Below are 355 nucleotides of genomic sequence, written 5' to 3'. Positions count from 1 at the left end.
TTTATGGGACAATGAGAACACCAAGATGAAGATGCAAACTAAAGCTATACACAAAACTACGATTTGCTTTTTTCTGTTTTTTTTCATGTTCCTTAATTCCGCAACACTATATTTAACATTATTTATAAGTGCCTGAGCAACAAAAAGTTACCCAGGATTTTGCCATGTCAGAATTTTCACTTACCTTAGTGTTGCGAAAAGAAGACAAGCAAAACTCTAATATGACATGGCAAAGATACAAATTAAATCTGAGAAACTCACTCCTTTTGGAGGAATTTTTTCTATTATGGAGCAATTTGATGCTCTTTTAGCTCAAACCATAGATTCCACCTTGGGATTGAGATGCACTATGTTT

The 355-nt window shown here is 33.8% G+C and carries 1 pseudogene; it reads left to right on the top strand.

Going from position 1 to position 355, the window contains the following annotated elements:
- Nucleotides 1-226: 226 nt before the first annotated feature.
- Nucleotides 227-355: pseudogene (locus ACTQ53_RS17705) on the top strand (IS1380 family transposase); the annotation flags it as partial.

Origin of the sequence: Prevotella sp. Sow4_E9_plate (assembly GCF_052116205.1) — a bacterium.
In the GTDB taxonomy this organism is placed as follows: domain Bacteria; phylum Bacteroidota; class Bacteroidia; order Bacteroidales; family Bacteroidaceae; genus Prevotella.
The sequence above is the reverse complement of the archived record's forward strand: the minus strand, read 5'-3'. Positions and strand labels throughout refer to the sequence as shown.